General features: G+C 40.4%; 21 protein-coding genes. 16 read left to right on the forward strand and 5 right to left on the reverse strand.

Annotated elements, in window-relative coordinates:
- Window positions 1-478 precede the first annotated feature (478 nt).
- Complete coding sequence (locus tag GQR87_RS21425) at window positions 479-2,914, reverse strand: ABC transporter permease (RefSeq protein WP_233267355.1); 2,436 nt, start codon at window positions 2,912-2,914, stop codon at window positions 479-481.
- An 82-nt stretch (window positions 2,915-2,996) separates the two neighbouring features.
- A complete protein-coding gene (locus tag GQR87_RS21430) occupies window positions 2,997-3,656 on the reverse strand; it encodes an ABC transporter ATP-binding protein (protein ID WP_158973149.1) in 660 nt (219 codons plus the stop codon).
- A gap of 937 nt (window positions 3,657-4,593) precedes the next feature.
- On the opposite strand from GQR87_RS21430, the gene GQR87_RS21435 reads away from it, so the two are divergent.
- The 7 genes from GQR87_RS21435 (at window position 4,594) to GQR87_RS21465 (ending at window position 12,604) form a co-directional block, all read left to right on the forward strand.
- Complete coding sequence (locus GQR87_RS21435; RefSeq protein WP_370459649.1) at window positions 4,594-5,349, forward strand: ABC transporter ATP-binding protein; 756 nt, start codon at window positions 4,594-4,596, stop codon at window positions 5,347-5,349.
- Window positions 5,346-6,794 carry a DUF3526 domain-containing protein gene (locus tag GQR87_RS21440; RefSeq protein WP_158972706.1) on the forward strand — a complete coding sequence of 483 codons (1,449 nt, stop codon included), beginning with the start codon at window positions 5,346-5,348 and terminating at the stop codon, window positions 6,792-6,794. The genes GQR87_RS21435 and GQR87_RS21440 overlap by 4 nt, the downstream gene beginning before the upstream one ends.
- On the forward strand, window positions 6,791-8,083 hold the full coding sequence (locus GQR87_RS21445) for a DUF3526 domain-containing protein (RefSeq protein ID WP_158972707.1): 1,293 nt from the start codon (window positions 6,791-6,793) through the stop codon (window positions 8,081-8,083). The genes GQR87_RS21440 and GQR87_RS21445 overlap by 4 nt, the downstream gene beginning before the upstream one ends.
- Window positions 8,084-8,110: 27 nt before the next feature.
- Window positions 8,111-10,231: a TonB-dependent siderophore receptor gene (locus GQR87_RS21450; protein ID WP_158972708.1), complete on the forward strand. Its 2,121-nt coding sequence runs from the start codon at window positions 8,111-8,113 to the stop codon at window positions 10,229-10,231.
- Between the two features lie 266 nt (window positions 10,232-10,497).
- Window positions 10,498-10,677: an SEC-C metal-binding domain-containing protein gene (locus tag GQR87_RS21455; protein ID WP_158972709.1), complete on the forward strand. Its 180-nt coding sequence runs from the start codon at window positions 10,498-10,500 to the stop codon at window positions 10,675-10,677.
- Window positions 10,678-11,031: 354 nt separating this feature from the next.
- Complete coding sequence (locus GQR87_RS21460; protein WP_158972710.1) at window positions 11,032-11,847, forward strand: hypothetical protein; 816 nt, start codon at window positions 11,032-11,034, stop codon at window positions 11,845-11,847.
- 91 nt (window positions 11,848-11,938) lie between these two features.
- A complete protein-coding gene (locus GQR87_RS21465) occupies window positions 11,939-12,604 on the forward strand; it encodes a hypothetical protein (protein WP_158972711.1) in 666 nt (221 codons plus the stop codon).
- A 472-nt stretch (window positions 12,605-13,076) separates the two neighbouring features.
- Here the strand turns inward: GQR87_RS21465 and GQR87_RS21470 are convergent, their stop codons facing one another.
- Window positions 13,077-13,487, reverse strand: coding sequence for a GFA family protein (locus GQR87_RS21470; protein WP_158972712.1), 411 nt, complete (start codon window positions 13,485-13,487; stop codon window positions 13,077-13,079).
- Window positions 13,488-13,552: 65 nt separating this feature from the next.
- Window positions 13,553-13,951 carry a VOC family protein gene (locus GQR87_RS21475; protein ID WP_158972713.1) on the reverse strand — a complete coding sequence of 133 codons (399 nt, stop codon included), beginning with the start codon at window positions 13,949-13,951 and terminating at the stop codon, window positions 13,553-13,555.
- Window positions 13,952-14,074: 123 nt separating this feature from the next.
- Between GQR87_RS21475 and GQR87_RS21480 the strand changes: the two genes are divergently transcribed.
- From GQR87_RS21480 to GQR87_RS21515, 8 genes are all read left to right on the forward strand, one after another.
- Entirely contained in the window at window positions 14,075-14,758 is a 684-nt protein-coding gene (locus GQR87_RS21480; RefSeq protein ID WP_158972714.1) for a YafY family protein, read from the forward strand.
- A gap of 578 nt (window positions 14,759-15,336) precedes the next feature.
- Entirely contained in the window at window positions 15,337-16,515 is a 1,179-nt protein-coding gene (locus tag GQR87_RS21485) for a Fic family protein (protein WP_158972715.1), read from the forward strand.
- A 446-nt stretch (window positions 16,516-16,961) separates the two neighbouring features.
- On the forward strand, window positions 16,962-17,324 hold the full coding sequence (locus GQR87_RS21490) for a DUF2513 domain-containing protein (protein WP_158972716.1): 363 nt from the start codon (window positions 16,962-16,964) through the stop codon (window positions 17,322-17,324).
- Between the two features lie 91 nt (window positions 17,325-17,415).
- Complete coding sequence (locus tag GQR87_RS21495; RefSeq protein WP_158972717.1) at window positions 17,416-18,546, forward strand: DUF4238 domain-containing protein; 1,131 nt, start codon at window positions 17,416-17,418, stop codon at window positions 18,544-18,546.
- 644 nt (window positions 18,547-19,190) lie between these two features.
- Window positions 19,191-20,174 (forward strand): WD40 repeat domain-containing protein, encoded by a 984-nt coding sequence (locus tag GQR87_RS21500; protein WP_233267511.1) that lies wholly within the window; start codon window positions 19,191-19,193, stop codon window positions 20,172-20,174.
- Complete coding sequence (locus GQR87_RS21505; protein ID WP_158972719.1) at window positions 20,171-20,383, forward strand: SlyX family protein; 213 nt, start codon at window positions 20,171-20,173, stop codon at window positions 20,381-20,383. The genes GQR87_RS21500 and GQR87_RS21505 overlap by 4 nt, the downstream gene beginning before the upstream one ends.
- A gap of 294 nt (window positions 20,384-20,677) precedes the next feature.
- The gene (locus tag GQR87_RS21510; protein ID WP_158972720.1) at window positions 20,678-22,183 is read left to right on the forward strand and encodes a DUF4397 domain-containing protein; all 1,506 of its coding nucleotides are present in this window, start codon (window positions 20,678-20,680) and stop codon (window positions 22,181-22,183) included.
- Window positions 22,184-22,324: 141 nt separating this feature from the next.
- Window positions 22,325-23,971: a DUF3466 family protein gene (locus tag GQR87_RS21515; RefSeq protein WP_158972721.1), complete on the forward strand. Its 1,647-nt coding sequence runs from the start codon at window positions 22,325-22,327 to the stop codon at window positions 23,969-23,971.
- Between the two features lie 48 nt (window positions 23,972-24,019).
- On the opposite strand, the gene GQR87_RS21520 is transcribed toward GQR87_RS21515, so the two are convergent.
- The gene (locus GQR87_RS21520; protein ID WP_158972722.1) at window positions 24,020-24,226 is read right to left on the reverse strand and encodes a YheV family putative zinc ribbon protein; all 207 of its coding nucleotides are present in this window, start codon (window positions 24,224-24,226) and stop codon (window positions 24,020-24,022) included.
- Window positions 24,227-24,375: 149 nt separating this feature from the next.
- Between GQR87_RS21520 and GQR87_RS21525 the strand changes: the two genes are divergently transcribed.
- On the forward strand, window positions 24,376-26,280 hold the full coding sequence (locus GQR87_RS21525; protein WP_158972723.1) for an ATP-binding cassette domain-containing protein: 1,905 nt from the start codon (window positions 24,376-24,378) through the stop codon (window positions 26,278-26,280).
- The last annotated feature ends 25 nt before the right edge of the window (window positions 26,281-26,305 follow it).

Below are 26,305 nucleotides of genomic sequence, written 5' to 3' on the forward strand. Positions count from 1 at the left end.
CATATACAAAACAAAATCATAAATTAAACAACCTAGAATACACGCAAGACATTGAATTTAATAATGTTTGTAAAACACACCTCAAATAACAACTCGGTAACTTATATCCACCTAATAAATTAATCAAATCAAAATAAATTTTCTAGGTGTTATACTAAAGTATAATAAGGCGACGACACCGAAAGACTAAAAAGTGTTCACTACAGAGTGAAAATCAAGCAAAACAGTGACTAGTAAATAGTTGAGAGATGTTAAAAAAAGATAAGTACAGTGGGAAACACACTGAGTAGAATGAAAAAAAGGGGCCACGCTCACGCTACACAGAGGGAAAATAAGTAGTATTTAATGTAATTTCTGAGCATTGTAATTTATCAGAAGCCTAATTAGTTACAATCGGCGTCATGAAGTTTATGATCGGCAACGGTTAAGCACGAATACCCCTTGTAATGTATGATTAAGTTCGTGGTTGAATTCGTGATCAGGACGCCCCCTCCTTTAACAACTGAGCAGGCTGTATCTTCAACTTTTGAAACAAATATAATGCCCCCAATCCAAAAACAATGACCGACGAAATTATTGCTACCGCAGCGCCTAGCCAATACACATCAAACATAAACACTTTTAGCCTAAACTGCAGCACAAGCGCCGCTATTGTGAGTCCTAAGGCAATCGAAAATGCACTCACCACCAGCGCTAAAAGGGTGTATTCAATAGTAATAGCTTTGCGGATATAGGATATTCGAGCGCCAATGCAGTATAAAATAATCGCATGGTAGCTTTGTTTGCTTCTACCTGCCGCCATGACGCTAGCAAGCACCATTAAGCTGATCAGTAAGCTAATTGCCGATATCATGCTAAGCACGCTTGTGCCCTTGTTGAGCAGGTCACTGGCCGATGCTATCAAGTCTTTGGTGCGTACAGTGATAATATTCGGATAATTACGAGCAAGGGCTGTTTGCAAGGCTAGTGCCTCTTGATCATTCATGTACACGGTGCCCACGTGTGCGCTAATAAAGTCGTCTAAAGCGCCATCTGAAAAAATCGCCTCAAACCAAAAGCGGGTTTGTATTCCTTGTTGGCTATAAATGCCTGTGAGCAGGCCGCTACGCTCTACACCCACTAGGGTGAACTTTACGCGGTCGCCGGGTTTAAGCTGCATCTGCTCAGCTTCACGGTCTTCCATGATGAAGGCAAAGTCGACACCCTCATCGCTAGGCACAAAATTTTCGCCCCAAATGGCGCCGTCGATTATTTTTATACTGTCGATATTGCCTGACAGGTAACTTAGTTTATGTTCATCCCGAGCCATGTCTTGCCAGTTCACATCAAGGTTGACGAGATCGCGAATAGGAGTGTTGTTAATCGCTGAAACTCTGCCACGTACTATTGGCGACAGTGAGAGTTTGCTGACTGAGTCAAAGTTTTGTGTCGCTTGCGAGACGGCTTCTTTTTGATTTGACAGTACGTCGTAAAGCACCAGTGCAGGTGATTCTTCTGGAATGGTGGTTTGCACTAATCTAAGCAGTGACACCACAATTACCGTGCATGCTACCAACAAGGTAAGCGCTGTACCTAAAGAAAGCAGAGTAATACGCAGGGGCGTACCTGGGCGATGCATGTTGGCTAAGGCTAGGCGAGTGGCAGCATGTTTAGCTAACCATACGCGCTGTTCCATGTTGCGAGACAGCCAACGTAGCCCATGCACTACACCTTCGAAAAACATCAAACATACTATTACCGTGACAAGAAAAGCCAAACCAAATAAAACGTTTGGAATAGCAAGCAGTACAAGTGTCCCAAGCAAGCCTACAAATAGGTAACTCGCAACGCGCCAGCTTGGCGAAATAACATCACCACGTAAGTTACTTGCTCTAAATAAATGCGCGACATCTACCTGCAAGGCTCTACCTAAGGCGGGAAGCGCGAAAGTGAATGCAGTGACAATACCAAAGCTCCATGCGACTAAGCCAGCTAGCAATATGTCACTTATTTGCAAAACCAGTGGTAAGTCTTGCGCTAATATTTGACTACCTACTAACGCAAGTACGGCGCCTAATATGAGCCCAACAAAACCAGATACCGCCGCCAAAATCGCTATTTGCACTACAAATACTTGGCCAATACGGCCGTCTCGTAAGCCACAGGCTTTTAACGTGGCGATGGTTTCACGTTTACTCTGTAGATAAACCGAAATGCTGTTAAATACTCCTAAGCCTCCAATAAATAAGGTGCTAAAGGCAACAATAAGTAAACCAGATGCGATTTGTGATAAACGCTCAGCTATTTGTTGGCTGCGGTCTTCAAAGGTTTGTATTTCCCAATCGGTATTAGGAAATTGGGCGATGAAATTAGTTTCCCATGTTTGTACGTCTTGTGGGGTACGTATTCGATATTCGTACTCAACGCGACTGCCAGTGCTAATTAAATCTGTCGCATCCATGGCCTCTTCTGACATCAAAACTGGCGCACCTCGCCAATTGGCGCTGAGCCTTCGGTCAGGCTGTTCTATTACAATTGCACGAACGGTAAGTGCTAGCTCACCAATGTACACTGTATCGCCAATGCTAAGCTGTGAGCGCTCGGCCAAAATTGGATCGATTGCCACTCCCCATTGGCCATTAGTGTTTTGTAAGGCTGTTGCGAGTGTTTGTTCAGGGGATAACTTAAGTTCACCATAAAGCGGGTAAGCACTGTCAATACTCAGCAATTGCACTAGGGCAAAATCGTCGTTCTCGGTACTCATCATAGTGTCAAGTTCGCGGGTAAGTGAAATGTCTCCAGTGTCTGCAATCCACTTAAGTACGTCTGTATCAAGGGCCTCAGTTAATTCAACTTCAACATCCCCTCCCATAAGAGCGCGAGTATCAGATAACAATACCCGATCGAGCATTTGATAAAGGCTTGCTGCCGCCATGACCAAACACACACCAAACATCAGGCAAGCACAAAAGAGCCAAAGGCGTTTTAAGCTTTGTACCAAGTCTCTCCAGGCAAATTTAAGCTGAAAGTTCACGATTTTCCTCTATCCTAAGTTTACCTGATTCTAGCCAAAATAGTCTTTTACAGCGCTGCGCTAGCCGCATGTCGTGGGTGACTAACACTAGGGTTGAGTTTGATTGTGCGTGCAGGCCAAATAATAGGTCGGCAACTGTTTTTCCGGTTTTTTCGTCTAGGTTGCCGGTGGGTTCGTCGGCTAAAATCAACCTAGGTTCATGCACTAGCGCACGGGCAATTGCCACACGCTGCTGCTCGCCGCCCGACAATTGTTGAGGATAGTGTTTAATTCTATGCCCAAGGCCAACGCGCTCGAGCATGCAATGTGCCTGTTTGGTGGCGTCTGATTTACCAGCGATATCGAGAGGAAGCGCGGCATTGGCAAGTGCGGTTAAACTATCAATCAAATGAAAAGACTGAAACACAATGCCCATGTTGTCCCGCCTAAAGTCGGCAAGTTTGTCGGGCGTGAGCTGTGACAATGCTTGATTGTCGATACTAATTTGGCCTTGTGATGGGTGTTCTAATGCTGCTAGGAGCTGCAGTAAGGTAGTTTTACCCGAGCCAGATGGCCCCACAATGGCAACTGTGTCGCCGGACTCCATACTAAAGTTCAAATTATCAAGCACACGAAGCGGTGCATCTTCTTGCACGTACTCCATAGTTAAATTAGAAACCTGAATCAACTGACTCTCCTGCTGGCGTTATGTTTTAGTTTATATATTCACTCACACGGATCTAAAGACTCACTTTTACCGGTGTGCTTTATTTAACAAGAGCTTAGTTTATGCCTAAACTAAAAAATCGCATAAGTAGTATTAACACAGGCATTACTTGGGAAACATTGTCTTTTTCCTTATGTATTTTATGTAAATCTGCAACATTCTCATGTGCCTCTAAACTTACCTTTATTGTACTTGAACTCATTTTTAGGAGTATGCGCAAAAACCTGCCTGCTGTTTGAACAGCCTATTTTGATGATTTGTCCGATGTTAAAATATCTGCGAGGTCACCCATAAGTCAGCAATTGTTAATAGTACGATAAAAGCCGGATTGCTTTTTAAAGCAAAACATAAAGACCAAAACGATTTACTGCAAATGGAAACTTTAATTTTGACAGCCTGGCTTATATGACAAAAATTCAAAATCAACACTTAGCCGAAGCGTTACATTATCGAGCTTTTGATCGAATATTAGCGCAGTTAACACATAACTGATTTTTCCTTTATAAAGATAAAAGGATGTGCCGTGCCACCGATAAGCTTCGCTTCTTTGCTTTTTTCAAGCTGCCGCCAGATTTACTTCGTTTATGAAATGCACTCAGGCTTGCTATCCATAGCAAGCCGCTCAACTGGGCGAAACTTTGTTTCTAAATAAACCAGTTTCACCCTGCCAATATTTTGATAGGGAATTTGTAGTCGCAGCAAAATAGAAACAAATGCTTTTGATTTTCTCCGACTCAAAGCTCAGTTTCTATTTTTATGAATAATTCAATAGAACAATTGACGAACAAACATCAAAAATAGCATAGCGTTGTAAAAATTAATATTTGATAACAGGCTTCGTTATATTATAACATAACCAACATGGTGTTATAACATAACAAAAGAGTGCGGTGTGACTAAAAGTAAGGACAGAAATATTTTAATAGAGGCCAAGTCTTTGTGTGTCGAGATTAACCACTCGACCATTTTAAAAGACTTAAACTTTAGAGTCGCTAAGGGCGAAATATATGCTTTACTTGGCGGTAATGGTGCCGGTAAATCAACGACTCTTAAAACGTTTCTTGGCTTTAATATTCCTACCAGTGGCCAAGCTATTATTGATGGTGAAAATGTCAACTCCACACTTGATACCACTAGAAGAAAAACAGCTTATCTTCCTGAAAATGCAACACTTTATCCACACTTGACTGCAAGAGAGAACGTTGAATACTTTTTATCTCTTGCAGATATCAATAAATCAAATAGCGATATTGATCATGCTTTTGAAAAAGTGGCTTTGCAAAATGATGCTTGGGATAGGCAGATGCACACTTATTCGAAGGGCATGCGCCAAAAAACGGCTATTGCCTTAGCTATTTTACGCGAAGCTCCAATATTCTTACTCGATGAACCTACCTCTGGGCTGGATCCTGTTGCTATTGACGAATTCAATCGATTGGTAACAGAGCTAGCCGCAGCTGGCTCAACTATTTTAATGGTTACCCATGATGTATACGGAGCATGTCAAGTCGCCAATCGTATTGGCTTACTTCGCAAAGGCGAACTAGTGGGTGAATTTGAAGCCGCTGATAATCAACGAATTGATACAGAACAGGTGCACGCAGCTTTTGCCCAAAGGCAGACACAATGAGCCGTATCCCAAAAGCCCAGATTTGGTGTGTAGCGAAAGATGAGTGGCGTTATTGGTTTCGCTCTAAGCTGGCGATTTCGGTCCTTATTATTGGAGTGCTACTGACCTTTTCGTCGGTGGTTGTGACAGCTTTCAAAATGCATGAACTAAGCCACGACAGGCAAGCCATGCAACATAGTTCAGAAGAAACCTTCATGCAGCAGCCCGACAAACATCCACATCGTATGGTGCATTATGGACACTATGCGTTTAGAACTCCGTCCCCCTTAAGTATGCTTGACCCTGGGGTAGATGCGTATACTGGTAATTCAATATTTTTAGAAGGACATCGCCAAAACAGTGCGATGTTTGCTGAACAAAAACAGGGCACTGGCCTGACTAAATTGGGTAACTTATCTCCTGCCTTTGTTGTGCAGATACTTGCTCCCTTACTATTAATTTTAATTGGTTACAGTGCAATAAGTCGCGAACGAGAATCGCAAACCCTTTCGTTTTTATTGGCTCAAGGTACATCGATTTCTACCATTATTATGGGGAAAGGTTTGGCGTTACTTTCTGTTGTGTTTCTTATCATTTTTCCTTTGGGCTTGTCTGGAGGATTTGCTGTTTTTCAAGGCGAAAGTCTATTAGTTGTTGTTAGTTTTTTAGGTGCTTACACCCTCTATTTATCGGCCTGGGCACTCCTTGTTTTGTTGTTTTCAACAGCCTTATCGAAAAACAGCGCAAGTTTTACTGCTTTGACCTTTGTTTGGATATTACTATGTATCGCCATGCCACGCATAGCCAGCACCACTGCGGCCATTTCTTTACCTTCAGCTGGTAAGCTTGAGACTGATTTTGCGGTGATAGCAGAACTACGTAAATTGGGTGATGGTCACAATAGTAATGACCCAGCATTTGCCAAGCTTAAACAGTCTTTGTTGCAGCAATATAATGTCGACTCTGTTGAAGCCCTTCCTATCAACTTTAGAGGTTTGGTTGCCACTATTTCTGAAGCAAAACTAACTGAGGTGCTTAAACAATTTTCTGAAGTGCGTATGCAGCAAGAATTGCAACAAACTCAAATATCTCGAAACTTTGGATGGTTATCGCCCAAAGTGGCCATTCAGGCGCTATCGATGATAACTGCTGGCACGAGTATAGAAACTCATCATCGTTTTATTAGAGAAACCGAAGAGCTCAGATTTAGCTTTGTGCAATCCCTCAATCAAATCCAAACGGAGCAACTAAGCTACCTTGATGATCTCAATAGAAATAATGGCGAAGAAGCTTGGAAAAAGGCCCGTGTTAGCGCCACAAATTGGCAGATGATAAAAGGTTTTAATTTTATCATAGACGATGCCAGCACACGTTTATCCCGAAGTACTCACTCGTTTTTCCAATTATTCCTATGGATAGCCATTTTATTAGTATTGATTAAGTTTGCAGGGAGGCGCGCAATATGAACGGTAAAAAAACCAACCTAACAATTAGTCCAATACGCCGGGAGTGGCGTTTTATGCTGCGACAACGCTATGTTGTGGTGCTTTTATTGTGCAGTTTTTTGATATCAGCTTTTGCAGTAATTACAGGTTTAAGCGAAGTGAGCGCGCAACGACAAACCATTGAACGCTTGAAGCAAGCAGATAACGTTGACCGCATAGAGGCACAAGCTAAGTATGATGATCCAGGTTACCTTGCATACTATAGCTTTCATCTAACTTATTCAGAGCCGTCAAACCTCGCCTTTGCAGCACTGGGGGAGCGGGATATTTATCCGTGGAAACACCGTATTAAAATGCTTGCCTTAGAAGGGCAAATTTATGAAAGCGACGCACAAAACCCTGAGCTGGCGCAAACAGGTAAAATGGATTTTGCCTTTGTCATCAGTGCGCTTTCTCCGCTATTTTTGATTCTATTGTTCCATGACCTAATCGCTAATGAACGGACTAATGGCAGGCATGATTTCCTTGTCACCACGGCTAAATCTTCATATGCGCTATGGGGAGCCAGAGCAGCAGTGCGCTTTATGGCAATTTTTTCCTGCTTGTTGTTGCCTTTTTATATAGGCGCGTTAGTCAGCGGCACCACAATAACGAATGTACTGTTAGTTTCACTCTGGTGCGCAATATATTTTGCTTTTTGGACCGCATTGAGTCTTTATCTCGGCAAAAAAGCCAGCAGTGCACCGCGCATTGCGTCTGGTTTGATTGGCCTATGGGCATTGTTTGCATTTGTGATACCTATTCTAGGTAACCTAGCTATCAATCAAAACGTTCACTCACCCAAAGGCAGTGATATTTTACTGACTCAACGAGAAGCGGTAAACGACGCATGGGACTTGCCAGTTAAAACCACTATGGATGCCTTCAGCGTGACACACCCTGACTACAGTGATTATCAAAAAAATGAAGAAGGATTCGATTGGGCCTGGTATTACGCCTTTCAGCAAGTGGGGGATCAAGTTGCAGCGCCACTATCCATTGAGTACAGAGACGCAACGTTCAAAAAACATCAATTAGCGGGTTACATTGCCATGCTTTCGCCGCCCATGCTCATATTAAAATTGATCACAAGCCTTGCCGAAACTGACGCTTTGGCTGCGTATAAGTACGAGCAGAAAATTCGAGATTTTCACCACTCTCTTCGCGTTTTTTATTATCCCTGGCTATTTAACCCTGACGCATTCGATAAAACCTACTTGAATCGTTTGCCGCGTTTTGAACACACGCAACAGAACAACCCAAAGCTATAAATTTATATCTATTACAAGGTCCACCAAATGAAAAATATAAAAGAACTTAAGCTAGCGCATTTGGCGATGTGTGTTGCAGGTGCGCTTGTGCTACCTGTACATGCTAATGTCAGCGAGCAAGTTCAAGACGTTGATTCAGAAGCGTCAGGTAAATTAGAACGTGTTGAAGTCATTGGCTCTCGCCAAGCATACCAAGGAAACTTTAGTCCTTTAGAAACCCCACAATCAGAGTTAAATATAGACAGTGAAGCCCTTCAAAATGCAGGGGCTGTCGACCTGACCCAAGCGCTAGACCTTTCAGCTTCCGTTGCTCGTCAGAATAACTTTGGAGGCTTATGGAATAGCTTTGCGGTACGTGGCTTTGTAGGGGACGAAAATCTACCTAGCAACTACCTCGTTAACGGTTTTAATGCTGGCCGTGGTTTTGGCGGTACTCGTGACTTGTCTGGCATAGAGTCAGTTGAGGTATTAAAAGGCCCGCGTGCTGCATTGTTTGGCCGTGGAGAGCCAGGTGGTACGATCAATCTAGTGACCAAACGGGCCAACTTTAATGAGAAAGCCGAAGTCAGTTTGTCAGTCGGTAGTTTCAACACAGCGCGAGCCGATTTAGATATCAATACCGCCATTTCCGATGACGTCGCTATCAGATTGGTTGGTTTTTATGAAGATGCAGAAAGTTTTCGCGACACAGTTGAAACAACGAAACAAGGCTTGAGTCCATCTATTTTATGGAATATTAGTGATGAAAGTCAGTTAACTTACGAACTCGAATACAGTCATCAGGAGATCCCATTTGATCGTGGTGTTATTGCGATTGATAAAGAGCTCGGGGTAATACCAGAAAGTCGTTTTCTCGGTGAGCCAGGTTATGGGCCGATAGAAACCGATGTACTTGGCCACCAAATTGAATTTCAACAAGATATAAACGACAACTGGAGTGCACTTGTTGGTTTTAACTACCGTGATACCTCACTAGAAGGGCTTGCGTCCGAAAATGGTTTTTCAGCACCTGACGAAGACGGGAACTTTGGACGTTTTAGCCGTTATCGCGACTATAATGCTATCTATCAAGTATTTCGTGCAGAATTAAGCGGAAATTTTGAAACCGGTGCATTAAGTCACAAACTCATTGTAGGGATCGACGCAGATAAATTCGAGAATGATCAATTTGCGCTTAGAGATAGGTCAACTGACCAGAGTATTAACATTTTTGCTCCGGTATACGGACAGTATCCAGAGTCTTCTTTAGATTTGGCGAGTAATATTGACCGAATAGAAACACAAAAGAGTGCGGGCTTGTATATTCAAGATCAGATTAGCTTAACCGAAAAGCTGGATATTCGTATCGGCGCGCGTTTTGATGATTATCAGCAAAAGCTAGTTAACCGAGGCTCAGAAAGTGTTTCTGAATACGCTAAATCAAAAATCAGCCCACAATTAGGTGTTGTCTATAAAGCCTCAGACGCGTTATCTTTTTATGTTGCATACGGCGAAAACTTCCGCCCTCTTTCTGGCGCCACAGATGAGAACGACTTAGCGCCTAATCAATCAGAATCAGCAGAAATAGGCGTAAAGTTTGCCCTAAATGACGGAGCACTATCGGGAACAATTGCAATCTTTGATGTTAAACAGTCTAACATCGCGACCTTCGATGCCGACTTTAACGCTACGGCCATAGGCGAAGCTGCAAGTAAAGGCGTCGAGCTTGATTTAACCGGAGAGCTTACAGATACATTCAGTCTACGGATTTCATATTCTTATGTTGATGCTGAAACCAAAAATGACTATACCGATGCTATTTCTTATAACTTTATTCCAGCTGGCTCAGACCTACTTAATGTTGCTAAAAATCAATTGAGTCTACAAATGGTTCAGCAAGCTGAGTTTGCTGGTAGAGAGCTAGATTTAATAGCTGGGTTAGTTTATGTAGGAGAAAGAAGTGGCGGCTTTGGTGACCCAAGTTTCAAATTGCCTGAGTATACGACGGTACGGATCGCATCTAGCTACGAAATAACAAATTCTCTTACTTTGCGAGCAGAAGTTAATAACCTGTTTGACGAAGAGCATTACACTAACTCTTACTCAGACACTTGGGTACAACCGGGTACGCCTCGTAGTTTCCGTATATCAGCAACTTATAGTTTTTAAAAATGCATAATAGTTTAGGTATATGAAACTACAAACTTTGTGTATCTGTGCTTTTCGTTAATTGAAACACACAAACGTCAGAATGGAGTCAATAATTGACTCCATTACTTTCTTGGTCATGAAAAAATAATTTAATTTTTATGTGATTAAAGGATGTTTTATTTATGGCGATAATGTGCCAGTTAAAAGAGTACAACGCACCTTGCATGGTTAGCCGATTTTTGGCTGACGTAAATGTGAAATAACTTAGGTCTTAGGGAACAACCATGAACGAATTGAGTAATACCCCATCCAGTGAAAAATCAGAAGGTAGCTGTTGCAGCAAATCAAATTGCTTTGCACCTCAAACGCCCGTAAGGCGTAAATTGGCCAAGGTTGGGCGTAATGATCTGTGTCCTTGCAATAGTGGTCTAAAATTTAAAAAATGTTGCGGGATAAATGTATAGTAAAACCTGTGGTAAACGAAATGAATGTCGCAGTGCTCCCAGCACAATTAACACCTAGTATTTGAGCAAAAAATAACAGCATGCAGGAATGATTATATAAACATGGTTCTAACGCGTATTTGGGGTGTATAAATACAAATAACTCGGCAACTTGCTTCTATCTATTCACTATTGCTCTCTATAAACTCATGGTTTTTAATAACGGATTCGAGACTTCAAAGTGACAGTATTTATCTTGGCGACATGCTTTGAAGCATCTCGATAGTGGGATATACAATGAATAAGTGCACCTTGTTCGTCTTGCTTTTACTGATGACGATTATCACCAGCATTGTTTACTCAAGGAAGTTTGATATGTTTTCATTTTTCGATAAACACCCCAAACCTGTGCCCACTACGGTGCATCCATTGGTTGGTGCAGAGCTAGTAGCCATATCAAATTACCCAAATTCACCATCCCCTCAGAGCAGTCAAACATTATGTCGGAAGGTAAAAGTTGAAGGCGGTTCTACGGGACGTTTAGTAACTGCAAACTCTATCATTGACACCAAGCAAACAGGTTTTATCTTCGACACCACCGAAGGTACGCAAGCATTCATTAATCACCCATCTGAATTTCGCTTTGACCTTTGGCCAGTCAACAAAGGCAAGCTAATAACCGCTAAAACACCATTAACCACCCACGGCCTTAACGCCAGTGCTGAAAACTGGCTAAATTATAGTGTTGTTGATCTTGCTTGTTTGACATCAGAGCAACTGCTAGTTGCGGTGAGTTACTTAGCCCCAAGGCCCAAACTCGGGCTATATGTTTATAGCATTAGCACGGGGGAATTTAAATTATTGACTGAAGCCGAAGCAAATTCTCACGATTTAGACAAATACTTTGAGCAACGGATGTTACAGCCAGGTCAGTCTTTAGTGCTCTATTACAGCACAACCCAAAGACAGTCAGCCGAGATATACCACAACAATTATAACCATATATTATTGTTTAATGAGCAATACCCAGATGGCCTAGAATTACTCAAGCTGGGTATCGACAATGGAAATATTACCAAGTGGCGCGTATTGGATAACACACTGTTTTTACATACCCTTGATAATAGAAATCCTAAAAACCCAGTTGTTAAAAACTGGTCTTTAGATATTTCTCAGCTATTAGTAGATTAACCTTGAGCATGTGTTGCTCTAACATTCTGCAAAGGTATAACCGTCAATTTTCAGCTCCATTGGTCTGCTCGCAAAAGGATACGTTTGATTGATGTATTGGGTATTAATGAGTTACCTGCAACGATACCAAACTGGGGTCAATCCAAATGCGGCATGTACGGTAAGTGCGATAATAATTTTAGTCTTGAGTCTGCTGTCATGCCAAACAAGTGATTTACAAAAGAGGGAACAAATGATGATCAATAATGCTGATTTTAATCACATTGAATTGTATTCGGATGTGCAAAACAAATGCTCCCCCCATATCAGTGTCTTTGCAGATTTCGCAGGTATTGCCATCAACTTACCCAGTGAAATCGTATTTGAAACCGGGCAGCATATAGAAGATGGGACGTTTGTGCGTTTTCCAATCTGCGGATTTTATCAGATAGAAATGACCGACTTGATTGCAGACGCCAGCATTATCATATCGGTGCTGAATATAGATACGGGGCAAAGCTATAAAGGTGAAATAGTGGATAAAGATCCTGGCCTTGAAGCAGAACCTGCTTTTTCACAGCCTGAGTTATCTCAAGTAGCACTACAAGGGCAAGTATTAGCGGCTTATTTTACTCGCAATTTAGTTAAATATGTTGACCTGCCCGCAAGTGAAGCACGCTACCAAGTCCAAGTTAATATTGGAAAATATCAATCTGAAATAGTAAATGTAGAAGTCATTGAGAGCAAAATGGGAGGCACTGATGCAGTTCAAAAGTAGGCTCTAGATAAATGTCTGACTGTAAACTTCGTCATTCCTACATTTTGTTAGCAGGAATCCATTCTTTAAAGGCAGTGAATAGTAAATAACCTGAATACTGAATAAGCCGAACCGCTCGGTAACGCTCTTTTTGTGCCTAGCGGCGATGGATTGTCTAGCAATAACACGTTATTACGTACGACAATCCTCCTTGCTATTTACGAAAAATTTCGTCACAGAGTGACACATAGAGCAGCAAATAAACCTTAAAATCAAAATACCATCGGTACTCCCCATCCGGCATTCCATTAGTTCTTACTTACCCCTACGGGAAATGAGGACATGAGCCGATTAAACAGTGAGATTCGACTCATTCTGGGCAAAAAATTAGTTATCCATATCTATCATGGTAATACCAACCCCAATAAATAAATGTACACTCAGCGAGAATTTAATGGAATTGGTATAAGTCTGCCCATATACCGAAATTAGACTACAGACCCAAAGAATCCATAATTTCTGCCTTACTTAACTCTTTAGTTTTATTCGAAAAACAATAATAATCAGGACGTTGGTCGCTATAATATTGCAGATCCATTTCCAAATCTGATAAGTTTTTAAATATACCTACAGACATATTGTAATCGCCACTTTCACTAAATTTAAAAAATAAGTGGGTGCCACAGTCACTGCAAAATCCGCGGGTAGCCCAAGACGAAGAAGCATACATTTTTACTTTATCTTCTCCCTCTATCTCGATACTTGTGCCGCATTCAACAGCAAAAAATGCCGAGCCACCCCATTCTCGACAAGTAACACAGTGGCATACAGTAAATTTAGGGTTAACATCTTTAGCTGTAATTTTAACTGCACCACATAGGCAGCTAGCTTTAGCACTTATCATTTAATTTCGTCCTCGAATAAATAAATTGAGCACGGAAACAAACTCGTTCCCGCTAATTCAGGCTGCTACTTATTAGCACCTTGTACCATACAAAACCCATTAAGCTTATTGCCGTCTAAGTCTCTAAAATATGCGCCATAAAAACCAAACTCTGCTCCTTCAGGTCTAAATCCAGGTTTACCTTCACAGGTACCGCCTAGCTCTAAGGCCTTATTATAAAAATCTTTGACTTGCTCAGGGGTTTCTAAATAAACAGCGACCATAGTGCCATTGCCTACAGTGGCTGGCTCTTTATTAAAAGGAATAGACACAGCAATAGAAGGTTCCTCAGGTGATTTTGCCCAAGCAATAAAATAACCCGCCTCTTCCATAAACCGTTTCGCACCTATAGTGCCAAGTAATGCATCATAAAATGCGCTCGATTTTTCTAAGTCTGCGGTACCTAAGGTTACATAACCAATCATAATATTCTCCAGTGAGTTGTTGTTTAACGCAGCTAAATCTTAGTGGTTAACTACTGACAGCTTCTGTCAGTAGTGTTTCAATAGACTTAAATTTAATAAAAACGTCACTTTAGGGTTTATGCCATGCATAGAGCTGAGCGGTTAAACGACATAGTACATTATTTACGCAGAATGCACCGAGCAGTAACGGCAGACACCTTAGCCGAAGCTTTTGAAGTATCTACGCGCACCATTTATCGTGATATCCAAAATCTACTAGACTCAGGTGTACCCATTAATGGCGAGGCTGGGGTAGGGTATGTGATAGATAAAAGTTACCACTTACCGCCTATCATGTTTGATGCAGATGAATTAGAAGCCATAGCCTTAGGTATTGGCATGGTAAGCAACTGGACAGACGAACTCTTCGCAGTCAAAGCACAAAATGCCTATAAAAAAATTCAAGCGACCTTGCCGGCACCATTACTTCACGAATTACATCAAATCAGTACCTTTTCGGCTCCGAGCCATTATAAAATACCTTGGGAAGTCAGCTTTACCCAAGTCAGAGAATGTATTCGCAGAAAACAAAAAATTCAGTTCAATTACCTAGACTTACAAGACCAAACCAGCCAACGCACTATTTGGCCCCTAGCCCTGATTTCATTTAGCCCTGTATGGTTATTAGCCGGCTGGTGCGAATTACGCCAATCATTCCGCAACTTCCGCCTAGACCGGATAACCGAATTCACCGTCTCAGATAACCGCTACCCCAATGAAAAAGACAAAAACCTGCAAGCCTATTTGGCACAGATTAAACATGAATAAAGCAGCGTGATACAGAATAAACAGAATGGGACAGAAAAAGCAGTAGATAGGAGATAGCGGCTAGGGGATAGAAAAAACGATATTCGGCAGATTGAAACAGAGTGGAACAGCATGAAGCAGCTTAAAAGCAGGTTCTAATTACGAGATTCGAACAACCTTAAAGTTTGTCATTCCTGCATGTTGTTAGCAGGAATCCATTTTAAAACAAAAGACCAAAAGCGTGTCAAAGAGTAGCGCAGAGGAAAAAGCAGCGTGATGCAGACTAAGCAGAATGGGGCTGAGTGAAGCAGTTTAAAAGCAGGTTCTAGTTACAAGATTCGAGCAAAAAGTAAAAGCCGACAACAGCAGAAGCCCCCATCTATAAACATATAACATTGATTTTATTAAATTTTATATTATCCCTTCCGATGGGTGTCATGGTAAGTTTGCGATGGGTGTCATGGTAAGTTAAAGTGAACAATAAAAGTATTGATTAGTAATTGAGCCGATTAAGCTATACTATTCGGCTCATAATATGAGCCGAATAAGGACCGGTATTCGGCTCACTGCAATTAAACTTAATACTTTAAGGCGCTTTTATGTACATCTGGCAATATCCAAATTGGACAGACTTTACTTATGAAGATCACCTAGTTAAACCTCTACTACAAGAGGTATTAACCAATCACCAGCGTTTGCTCGTTAAATCGACTGACTTACCTAAAGACCTTGATGTACAGGCCCAAATGGACGCTTTGATCCAAAACGCCATCAACACTTCCGAGATAGAAGGCGAACACCTTAACCTAGGGTCTGTGCGTTCTTCCGTAGCTCGCCACTTAGGGCTAGAACAGGCAGGCTTTACTACTGGTCAAATATCCCAGCCTACTGAGCAAACCGATAGTTTGGTCAAACTATTAACACAGGTTACAGCAAACTTAGATGAATCATTGACGATAGACCAACTATGTCAATGGCAGAGTGCCTTATTTCCTCAGGCGCCACTTTTACGCAAAATTAAAATAGGCGAATTGCGTGATGACGCACCTATGCAAGTCGTATCCCAAAGTAGAGGCCAAGAAACAGTACATTTTGAAGCCCCTCCCAAAGCAGATTTAGAAAAACAGCTCACCCATTTTACGGCTTGGTTTAATACACCCCAACAACCCAATAAGGCTACTGATGGTGCAGGAATAATTCGCGCGGCTTTTGCCCATTTATGGTTTATCACTCTACACCCTTTTGAAGATGGTAATGGCCGCACCGCAAGAGCTTTAACCGATCGGGCTTTGGCACAATGGGAAAACACCAGTATCCGTTTTTATTCACTGAGTAGCGCTATCGAGCAAAACCGTAAACGCTACTACCAAATACTTGAAGCCACCCAAAGAGTTAAAACAAACAGTCAGCAAGCAAACAATCAAATCAATGATGTGACCGATTGGTTGGTGTGGTTTTTAACTATATTTAATCAGGCTATTGAACAAGGCCTGCAGCGTATTGAACGAGTGGTGGATAAAAGCAGATTTTGGCAGCAACATAGCCAAACCGTACTATCGGAACGTCAGGTTAAAGTGCTCAATCGTTTATTAGACTCTCAAGGCGAAGAGTTTGAGCTAGGCATCAATGCCCGTAAATACCAAAGCATAGCCGCAGTCAGTAAAGCCACCGCCACCCGTGATCTGGCTGACTTAGTAAATAAACAATGCCTTAAACCACTAGCTGGTGGCGGCAGATCAACACGCTACGTAGTGAAAAAGCAGCGAGAAGCAGACTAAAGCAGTTTAAAAGCAGGTTCTAGTTACGAGATACGAGATACGAGATACGAGCCAAAAGTAAAAGGCGACAACCGCAAAAAATCAACCAATTAAAACATATGGCATTGATTTTTATTATATTTTCTATATTTTTATGGCGATAGATTTCATGATAAATTTTATTGTGTAAATTTGTCTGGGCTCATTTTGTTTTACTTAAAAATACTATGTGACTAATTTAACGATGGAAAATATTTTGCTCATAGTATTTAATAGGAAACATAAAAAGTCGCATTAAAGTCAGGTCTCCTTTTGCTTTTGCAACTCCTTGCTGTTTTGATGGCATGACGGTATAAATACGAATAAAATCAAAGGGTAAGAGCTATAATTGATAAAAATGAAAATTAAATCTAGAAATTATAAATACGACATACTCGATAATAAGCGTTAGGCATACAAGGACATTTATGCAGAGAAATTGGGATACAGTTCGTGAAATTATGCTTAAAGTTGAGGCTTTAGAGCCAACTCAAATGTTAAGTCTTAGTGAATTTGAAAAGGATAGAGATTATGAAATTTCTTACCATGTTCAAATGCTTGAAGAAATTGGGTTAATTCGAGCTTCTATTTCTCGAACAATAAGTAAAGGTGCAAACGGTTTCAATGTTAAGGAATTAACATGGCACGGTCATGAATTCCTTGATTCTGTTCGAGAGCAATCGACTTGGTCAAAAACTAAGACACTAATTAGCAGTAAAGGTGGTGTAATGACATTTGAGGTAATCAAAACTGTTGCTGCGAGTTTAGTAAAATCAGCTATTGGTGAGTAAGTATGCTTAACAAAAACATCATGGTGAGAATTTTTTTCGCTGAAAAAACGCCTCTAGAATCCTCATGTGTTAAGCGTTAGGCCTTTCGAGAATGCCTGAAAACAAGAAGCACCACTTTGTTCCGAAATTTTACCTGAGGCGGTTCTCCCGCAACGGTAAAAGCATTAATTTGTGGAATATACCGCGTCAGCGAAAAATTTTGTCTGCGAACCTCAAGAGCCAATGCTATCGCGATTATTTCTACGGCAAAGATCAAACGGTGGAGCATGCCCTTGGTGAAAGTGAGGGCCAAGCCGCTGAAATATTCCGATTAATCGACAACAATTCTCCGCCACCACCAGGGTCGCCAATCCATTTGATGTTGATGATCTACGTTTTAGCCCAGTACGGTAGGAGTGCCTATTCGATCGATGCGCTCCAAGACATGAACGATCAGATGATGAAGCGTTTACTGGGCCACATGCCTGAGGCCAAGGATTACGATCTCAGCAAGTTCAAGATAGAGCTTAAGGAAGCCGGCCGCTATTCAGTTGGCTTGGTTGTCCAAAATTATCCACTAATGCTAGATCTTGATTACAAGATCCTGCTCAACAAGACGGACTGCGAATTGGTTGCGTCTGATAACCCCGTTGTCCTTTACAACCAGTTCCTGAAGTTTATGAAGTTCGGAAGCAATACCGGGCTCGCTTGCAAGGGATTGCAGATTTTTCTCCCGGTAGGCCCTGACAAAGCGATTTTTTTCTTTGACCCGGAAGTTTATAGCGTAGGTGGCGGAGCAAAGCTTACGGTGGACCTCACAAAGCCCCGGGATATATATGAATTGAATACACTGCAAATTTGTAATGCTTCTAAGAACGTCTACTTCAAGAACGACGAATTCAACATTGAAGCTTTGGCGAAGCGTGGCGAACCATTCCGGCGTAAGAAGAAATCCACGGTCTCTGGTTTTCCTACTATCGAAGATCCTTGCCGAAAAAGTGAATTAATCGCCGCTTCTCGGGAGGACGTCAACACCAATCTTCACCTTACATTTGTCCGTGTGAGAGGGGCCGCTAGGAAATGGGCAACAACTTTCAAGAAGCAGAAACATTGGCCTTCTGCTGTTGTGCGCAACCAAGAGCTTTGCGAGGATCACAAGGAATTTCTGAATTTGGTGCGCGAAGGGAAGTTTGAGCCAAGCGAGTTCTTCGAGTTTATGGATTCAAGACATGACCGGAGCTAGTCGGTAGCCGAACGAATCTTATTTGGACAGCCATCGTAGGATATACAATTTAGTGCTTTTTAAAAAATAGATTCCGGCTTAAAAACCGCCGGAATGACGAGAAAAAGCAAAAAATGCATACCTAAGGCCTTACCTAGTTTTTTAGTGTGCGAAGCACATGCTTTTGATTTTGTCGCGACTCAAAGCTCGCTATTTTTTATTACAAACTCAATAGGACAATTGGCAAGGATAGCCAATTGAGTGGTGTTTTGTCGGGGACCTCTTGTTTTAATAAAGAGTGCACGGCCTTTTGAGTTTATAAAAAATAGGGTAAGCGCTTTGTTGGAGAGCGGCTTCTTTTGCCTACTTTTCTTAGCTGTTGACCACATTGACTGGATAAATTTGGAACGTACTTTAGTGCGGCCCGTAGGTGAAATATAGGGATATATTTCATAACAAAAGTAGGTCAGACGAAATGGATTTCGTTTGAAAAAAGCCATAGATGGCAGTAAGCAACGCGAATGCTTTGTGAACGAAGTGAATTAATCACATGGACAGTCATTGTAAAAGTCAGTTATTCAAATAATTTGCCTAGTACTAGGTGCTGGTTATGATTAGGGCATATACTAGCGGTAGTCATTTTAATGGGGATGAAGTTGAAAATAATGGTTAGTAAATTTAGTCTAGTGTTATTGCTGTCGAGCTTGCTGCTGGTGGGGTGTGGTGGTTCAAGTGATACACCTGCTGAGTCAGTTCGTCATGCTGATGATGTGGCTGATGCTGCTAATATTTCTGCTGATGCGGGCTTGAGTGTAGTGTCGAATATTAGTTCTGGCATTGTGGTTTGGGATCTCAACACGAATAAACAAAAATATGCTTGGGGTTTGCAAGGCGATGGCATTAATTTAGTCACTAATATTCATATTGCTTTTGATAATAGTTATGTTGTTACATCGGATCGCGAAACCTTTACTTTATGGAATCTAACAGACGGCGAACCAGAAGGGTTTTGGCGCATAGATGAAGCGAGTATTCGCGATGTGGCTGTGTCGAATTCGGGGCGTGGAATTTTGGTCGCTAGAAGTAACGGCAAAGTCATGTTTTTTGAGCCTAAAACTGGTCGACGTTTAGAGTTTCTAGGGCATCAAGAAAAAGTAAATAGTGTTGATATATCACCTAATGGATTTTACGCATTAACGGGCGGTAATGATTATTTAGCTTACCTTTGGGACACCCGCACGGGGCAGGTCATACACAAATTCAACCACTCTAGCCGAGTGACTAAAGTGGTATTAGATGATCAAGGTCGTTATGCCTTTACTGCTGACAGTAAACGAGATGCTAAAATTTGGGATTTAGTCACCGGCAAAGAAGTCAGTAACTTACAATATTTATCTCGCCAGCGAATCTTTACCACAGCTGCTTTTTCAGAAGATGGTCAATACCTACTAACAGGATCACCTGCAAAAAGAGTAAACTTGTGGAATGTTGGTTCAGGAGAAGAGCTTAATGAATGGCGTGTTTCTCCTCGAGTTGCCAGTCAACCTCCAACCGCTGTGGTTTATTCTGTTGCTTTTGCCAACGAAAATGAAATATTGACAGAAAGTAGCAGTGGTTTATTAGAAAAATGGAAAATAGATAAAAAATGAATTCAATAGACAATAGTATTGAACAATTAGAAATGAAAGTTGCTTTTCAAGAAGACACCATTGAGAGCCTTAACCAAGCGCTAATTGGACAGCAAAAACAAATAGATGATCTGCAGTTTAAAATCAAACAATTGATTACAAAAATAAGTGCCATTGAGCCTAGTAATATGGCTTCTGAAAAAGAAGAAATGCCCCCCCCACACTACTAATCAGAACAATTTGCAATAACAACGACGGCAGAATCATAAAAAGTATTATATGAAAATTTCGCGAGGCTTTAATTGTTGTTCAATAAACATTCTATTGTAAAGAAGTGTAAAGATATTTAAAAAAGTGAACTCTGTTTTGTCCTTTAAGTCTGAACTTCACCAACAATAAAGCAAGTCCTGTTAGTATTTACACATAAAAACTAACACTTTCAGCTTTTATCACAGTAATATAGCAGCAATGCTTTTATAATAGTAATATAGCAGTAACATAATTTGAAAATTAATGGAGAAAAAATGAAGTGTAATAAAGCTGGTTTGCGAGGAATTCAGTTTTCCTTGCTTGGTATAATTGCTGTTGCTATTTCAGCCTGTGGGTCGAGTAGTGATGATGATGAGAATGGTTATATCAGGTTATATAATGCATCGTTAAATGCTCCTCAAATATATCTGACAGTAGATGAAAATTTAGATGAAGATGATGATGATGAAATAGAAATTACCTATAGCCCAGTTGCCTATTCTAAAGTGAGTGCCAGCAATGCCTTATCAACAGGTACTTATTACACCGAGTTAGCGTGGCAAGATGAAGAAAGTAGCGAAAGAAGTGATTTAGAATTGATTTTTGAAGATAGTGTCGATATTAAATCGGATAATATTAGTTTTTATGCACTGACAGGAGATGTTCAAAATCCTGATGTACTTTATTTTGATATTCCAGTGGTCGATGACGATGACGATGACGATGACGATTTGTTTAATGTGAGATTACTAAACCTTCATCCTGATTATCAAGATGTTGATCTTTATATGTCTGAAAATGATGAAACTTTTAATGAAGCAGTGTTAATAGAAACGGCTAGTTATAAAGCATTAACCGACAATATAAAAGTTGAGCAAGACCAATACATTTTTTATATTACCGAAGCTGGCAGTACAGACGTACTTTACACTTCTGTAGCCCAATCATATTCGGTTGTTAGCCAATACGTTATCGCTATACGTGAAAACATAGGTGTAGGGAGTTCACCATTCTCTATAGATAACATAGGTATTAATGGTACAACCGCACTAAATGATGTGGACTCAGAAGCTGAATTTAGTTTTTATAATGCCCTAACTGAGTCTGAGTATTTACCTGATTACCAAAGTGAAGTTGATATTGATGTTGGTTTATTAAACGATATCACTAGTATTAAAAATTTACAGTTAGGTCAATTTAGTGAACTGATTACAGGGGAAAATGGTGATTATGACTTTAGTGTCTCTAATTCAAACACTGGTGAAGTCTATATTAAAAACGCCTTGTTAAGTTTACAAGAGAATGCATCTAGTGCGATCTTTATTTACGGTACAAAAGAGCCAATTGATGACGATAATGATGGTAATTATGACGAAGATGATGACGGTATCATTGACGGTTATGAAACTAAAATCAAATCGTTATCAATCACTAAAAGTGACAGTACTAGTATCTATAGCCATAATGTGCGTATTATTAATTTCACTGATTCAGATGATTTTAGCCGTGTGACTTTCTATTTTGTATTGAATGACGAGATCATTTCAACAGCAGATAATAAACTATCAGTATTACAAGAAAGTAGCGGCAATATTTCATTACTGAACAATACTTATCAGCTGCATGCTATCGCAACTATTGATGGTATTGAAAGAAAGCTGAATAGTATGGAATTGATATTAAACACTGAAAGCCAAGATCAATTTTTATTATTTGAAGAAGATGAGTCAACCTCTTCAGGCTTTAAAATAACGCTAGTTAATCAAAAAGCTTCTGATTAACGTCTAAAAACATAAGTACTGAAGCCGTAAATAATATTAAACGGCATCAGTACTTATTCTCTAGTTTCGTTATTCAGTAAACGAGCCTCAAGAAACATCTTTAATATTGCCATTAAAGGCAAGTCTTAAGCAGGATCTTAAATGAAACAAACAAGATTGGCCCTTTGGTCGTTATTTACTTTTCTAATTAGTCCACAAGCATATAGCGCCCAGTACAGAATAGTAGAACTTCCCGTTGCTGAATTAGGAAATAGTACCTTTCCAACTGCAATTAATAATACGGGTGACATAGCAGTAAACCTGCAACTCCAATATAACCCTTATATTGATACTAGCTTAATTGACTTTAATTCAGCTATTGTGATGAGTAACTTAATTAATATTGATGGTGTCAGAGGTGGCGATTTAGAAGGCACAGACTACCTTTGGCTGTATAGTTATATTACCGGAAATGCCGAGAGCCTGCTGTTTCAGCAAATAGCTAACATAAATAGTTATATCGATAATGGCTCAAGTAGTGAACCTGTACATGGTTTTGATACATTTGATAATTTCACTAAAGAATACAATAACAGTGCTGCAGTTACGGTTAGAAGTATTAACAATTCAGGTAGTTTAGCTGGAGTCAGCCAAGATGGTTTTTATGACCTGACATATTTTTCTGATGATGGTTTAAGTACAACTTATATAGTGAATGATTTTTATTCGAGAGCTTTTGCTGAAGTTGATGGTAAAACTACAGAATTAGCTCCCCCAGAAACGACGGCCGGAGGCTTGAGTGAAGCTTTTGATATTAATATCAATAATCAAGTAGTGGGGTTTGGCACTACAGAACTGATGACAGATGCATTTAAAACCAGTGTTGATAATTGTTTAGGTGAAAAAACATGTTTGCGTTCATATAGTCAGCAACTTAATGCAAATGTTGGTTCTATCGCCCAAAAGAGGGGTATTATTTGGCAACTAGATGATAACGGTAACCTAACAGACACCTTCCCTTTAGGCATGTTAATTACGCCCAGCTCTACAGACACTAATATATATAACAGTAAAGCTGTGGCCATTAATGACAATGGTATAGCAGTGGGAGAGTCACCTGCCTTTTATCTTAATACTACATCGTTAACTACGGCTGCAGCTATTTATATCGATGATCAGGTTACTACCATCAATCAAGATGAAGAAGTGTTTGCCAGTACTGCAACAGATATCAACAACAATAACTTAATGGTGGGAACCATCACCAAAAGAGTCGCTGGCATAACTCGACAAAAGTTTTTTGTACACGACGTTGATGCAAACATCACTTTATATCCTGATGATTTTTTCCCTGGTTCATCCAGTACAGCATTATCAATCAACAACGAAAATATGGTTGTGGGTTATGCAGAGTATGAAGCATCGGTCTCTACTACAAGGCGCACAGAAGGTTTTATTTATGATTACAGGAACGACTTATTTTTAGGTTTAAACAGTTTAATTGAATGTAATTCTTCTTATTCAATCGTGCAGGCAAATGCCATCAATGATAGTAATGAAATTGCCGCTACAGCACTGGTAAATGCCCCTGTAAAAAATATTCAGGGTGAAATTATTTATGATGAATTAGGGGCCACTACAGAAGTAAATCAAGTTGTTGCGGTTAAATTAATCCCTATAGAAGGTGGCTCAGTAGATAATTGTAATGTTTCTAGTGGAGTGCAAGAAAGGCAAGGAGCCAGTATAAGTTGGTTGTTAATATTGGGTTTCTTCGGTTTAGGATTTAAAGGTTTTATTCGTTTACGTTAACACATTAGAAATAGCCATTTATTAATTGTCAGTATTTAAGCCTGTGATTTATTCAGGCTTAAATACACCAATTACACTTTCGCTGGAACGAGTGGCTTTAGTCACTTGTTTATCAGCTTGTGATTCGTGGTAATCACATTGCACACACTGTAATTTTTCGACGTTATTTTCAAAATACAGCATTATAGTGTCCATTGATTTGCATTGAGGACAGGTTGCGCCAGCGACAAAACGTTTTTTAATTTTATTAACCATTATTTTATTAACTATCGATTAGTGATTTTTTCGGCTGTTCATCTTGGTATGATACCCCCAATAGATTTTTAGTGTTATCTCTTCTTCTGTAAATTGTCTTTTTAGGCGTTTAAGTAAGTGATGCAAATTTAGTTTTTAAACAGGTTTTCATGATCCAATTTTCTGATGTTACTTTAATGCGTGGTAGTAAAATATTGCTACAAGATGCCAATGCTGTTGTTTACCCTGGGCATAAAGCTGGGTTAATTGGAGCAAATGGTTGTGGTAAATCCACATTGTTTGCCTTAATTAAGGGAGAATTACAAACTGAAGCAGGTGACTTCAAAATTCCTAAAAATTGGCAAATCGTGTCGGTGGCCCAAGAAACACCGGCAGTGGATCGTTCTGCCATAGATTATGTGATTGATGGTGATAAAAACTTTCGTCAATTACAAGCTGAGTTAGTACTTGCTGAAGAGTCTCATAATGGCGAAAAGATTGCCCATCTGCACAGTTTGTTAGAACAGGCTGGTGCATATGATATTGAATCGCGAGCAGCCTCTATTTTAGCCGGTTTAGGTTTTGCGAATGATGTAGTGCGTAATCCTGTGACCGCTTTTTCGGGTGGTTGGCGTATGCGCTTAAACTTAGCACAAGCCTTATTATGCCATTCAGACTTATTGTTATTAGATGAACCCACAAATCACTTAGATTTAGACGCCGTGATTTGGTTAGAAAAATGGCTGCAAAGGTACACTGGTACTTTGTTGTTAATTTCTCACGACAAGTCTTTTCTCGATAGCACTGTGAATGAAATTATCAGCGTAGAACAACAAGAGTTGATTTGTTATACGGGTAATTACGACTCATATGAAAAACAACGAGCAGAACGTTTACGTCTGCAAAGCCTGCAATATTCCAAACAACAAGATCAAATTGCTCACTTAGAATCTTTTATTCGACGTTTTGGTGCCAAAGCGAGTAAGGCGAAACAAGCACAAAGTCGAGTTAAACAATTAGAAAGAATGGAAACCTTATTGCCAGTCATGGCCGCATCTGAATTTTCTTTTGAGTTTTTTACTCCACCCAAGTTGCCTAACCCTTTGGTAAAAATCGAACAAGTTAAAGTAGGTTACGACAGCACCATCATTTTAGAAAAACTTCATCTTAATTTAGTACCCGGTAGCCGGATTGGTTTATTAGGTAAAAACGGGGCGGGTAAGTCGACACTGATTAAGTTGTTAGCTGGCGAAAAGACACCTATGGAAGGGATTTACGAAACCTCAGCAGGCTTGCGCATTGGTTATTTTGCTCAGCATCAACTGGAGTTTTTACGGGGAGACGATTCGGCCTTAGCTCACATGCAAAGGTTAGATCAAAAAGCCACAGAACAAAGCTTACGAGATTATCTTGGAGGTTTTGGTTTTAGAGGCGATAACGCCCTCAGTAAAGTGGCGCCTATGTCCGGTGGTGAAAAAGCGCGATTGGTTTTAGCCATAACTGTATATCAAAAGCCTAATCTATTATTACTGGATGAACCGACCAACCACTTAGATTTGGATATGCGTCATGCCTTGAATATGGCCTTGCAAGGTTTTGAAGGGGCAATGGTGCTGGTATCCCATGATAGGTTTTTATTAACCTCTGTGTGTGACGATTTTTATCTAGTGGATAGTGGCCAAGTTCAAGCATTTGATGGAGATCTAGATGATTATAAAAACTGGATCCTTAAAGGTGACAAAACTGAAAATGTAGAAGGCGATAAAACGGAAATTAAACCCGATCGTAAAAATACTAAACGACTGGCGGCTGAGTTTAGACAAGCGACCCAACCACTAAGAAAAGCCATTACTAAATTCGAAAAAGTTATGGAAAGTGCACAACAGAAGTTAACTAAGTTAGAAAGCCAGCTTAGCGACACTGAGTTATACAACCCAGAAAACAAAATAAAACTGAAACAAGTATTAGCAGAACAGGCTGAACAAAAGTCGTTATTAGAAGATGCTGAAATGGAATGGTTAGATACGCAAGAGCAGCTAGAAGTAAAACAGCAAGAGTTTGAGCAAAATAGTTAACCTGAGTTCTGGATAAGAAGTGTCA

The sequence above is a fragment of the Paraglaciecola sp. L3A3 genome, from assembly GCF_009796765.1.
GTDB lineage: Bacteria > Pseudomonadota > Gammaproteobacteria > Enterobacterales > Alteromonadaceae > Paraglaciecola.

Coding starts and splice junctions, on each gene's coding strand:
- GQR87_RS21425 (WP_233267355.1), bottom strand. CDS start 2,914: ATGGCGGCAGCAAGCCTTTATCAAATGCTCGATCGGGTATTGTTATCT.
- GQR87_RS21430 (WP_158973149.1), bottom strand. CDS start 3,656: ATGGAGTACGTGCAAGAAGATGCACCGCTTCGTGTGCTTGATAATTTG.
- GQR87_RS21440 (WP_158972706.1), top strand. CDS start 5,346: ATGAGCCGTATCCCAAAAGCCCAGATTTGGTGTGTAGCGAAAGATGAG.
- GQR87_RS21445 (WP_158972707.1), top strand. CDS start 6,791: ATGAACGGTAAAAAAACCAACCTAACAATTAGTCCAATACGCCGGGAG.
- GQR87_RS21450 (WP_158972708.1), top strand. CDS start 8,111: ATGAAAAATATAAAAGAACTTAAGCTAGCGCATTTGGCGATGTGTGTT.
- GQR87_RS21455 (WP_158972709.1), top strand. CDS start 10,498: ATGAACGAATTGAGTAATACCCCATCCAGTGAAAAATCAGAAGGTAGC.
- GQR87_RS21460 (WP_158972710.1), top strand. CDS start 11,032: ATGTTTTCATTTTTCGATAAACACCCCAAACCTGTGCCCACTACGGTG.
- GQR87_RS21465 (WP_158972711.1), top strand. CDS start 11,939: ATGTATTGGGTATTAATGAGTTACCTGCAACGATACCAAACTGGGGTC.
- GQR87_RS21470 (WP_158972712.1), bottom strand. CDS start 13,487: ATGATAAGTGCTAAAGCTAGCTGCCTATGTGGTGCAGTTAAAATTACA.
- GQR87_RS21475 (WP_158972713.1), bottom strand. CDS start 13,951: ATGATTGGTTATGTAACCTTAGGTACCGCAGACTTAGAAAAATCGAGC.
- GQR87_RS21480 (WP_158972714.1), top strand. CDS start 14,075: ATGCATAGAGCTGAGCGGTTAAACGACATAGTACATTATTTACGCAGA.
- GQR87_RS21485 (WP_158972715.1), top strand. CDS start 15,337: ATGTACATCTGGCAATATCCAAATTGGACAGACTTTACTTATGAAGAT.
- GQR87_RS21490 (WP_158972716.1), top strand. CDS start 16,962: ATGCAGAGAAATTGGGATACAGTTCGTGAAATTATGCTTAAAGTTGAG.
- GQR87_RS21495 (WP_158972717.1), top strand. CDS start 17,416: ATGCCTGAAAACAAGAAGCACCACTTTGTTCCGAAATTTTACCTGAGG.
- GQR87_RS21500 (WP_233267511.1), top strand. CDS start 19,191: ATGGTTAGTAAATTTAGTCTAGTGTTATTGCTGTCGAGCTTGCTGCTG.
- GQR87_RS21505 (WP_158972719.1), top strand. CDS start 20,171: ATGAATTCAATAGACAATAGTATTGAACAATTAGAAATGAAAGTTGCT.
- GQR87_RS21510 (WP_158972720.1), top strand. CDS start 20,678: ATGAAGTGTAATAAAGCTGGTTTGCGAGGAATTCAGTTTTCCTTGCTT.
- GQR87_RS21515 (WP_158972721.1), top strand. CDS start 22,325: ATGAAACAAACAAGATTGGCCCTTTGGTCGTTATTTACTTTTCTAATT.
- GQR87_RS21520 (WP_158972722.1), bottom strand. CDS start 24,226: ATGGTTAATAAAATTAAAAAACGTTTTGTCGCTGGCGCAACCTGTCCT.
- GQR87_RS21525 (WP_158972723.1), top strand. CDS start 24,376: ATGATCCAATTTTCTGATGTTACTTTAATGCGTGGTAGTAAAATATTG.